We start from the raw sequence: 225 nt of genomic DNA, 5'->3' as shown, positions 1-225 counted from the left end.
CTACCTCTCTTACTCAACTTTGTAGTCAATTAGAAACCTCAACAGGAATTTTATTGAGTCCGGAGGGACTTAATCGACGCTTTAACTCAGCTTCTGTAGCTTTCTTTCGAATTGTATTTACTACACTTCTACAAGCTAAAATTGGAGGGTTATCTAAGATTTCCCATTCTCTTTCTGCTTACTTTGAGCGCATTCGCATCCTTGATTCTACAACCTTTCAAGTTC

1 pseudogene is annotated in these 225 nt (G+C 38.2%); it reads left to right on the top strand.

What is annotated here, in order from left to right:
* Positions 1-225 (top strand): annotated as a pseudogene (locus MR059_RS22545) (IS4 family transposase); the annotation flags it as partial.

The sequence above is a fragment of the Bacillus cereus group sp. BfR-BA-01522 genome (genome assembly GCF_022662635.1).
Taxonomy (GTDB): domain Bacteria; phylum Bacillota; class Bacilli; order Bacillales; family Bacillaceae_G; genus Bacillus_A; species Bacillus_A cytotoxicus.
This window is presented reverse-complemented; position numbering and strand designations above follow the sequence as displayed.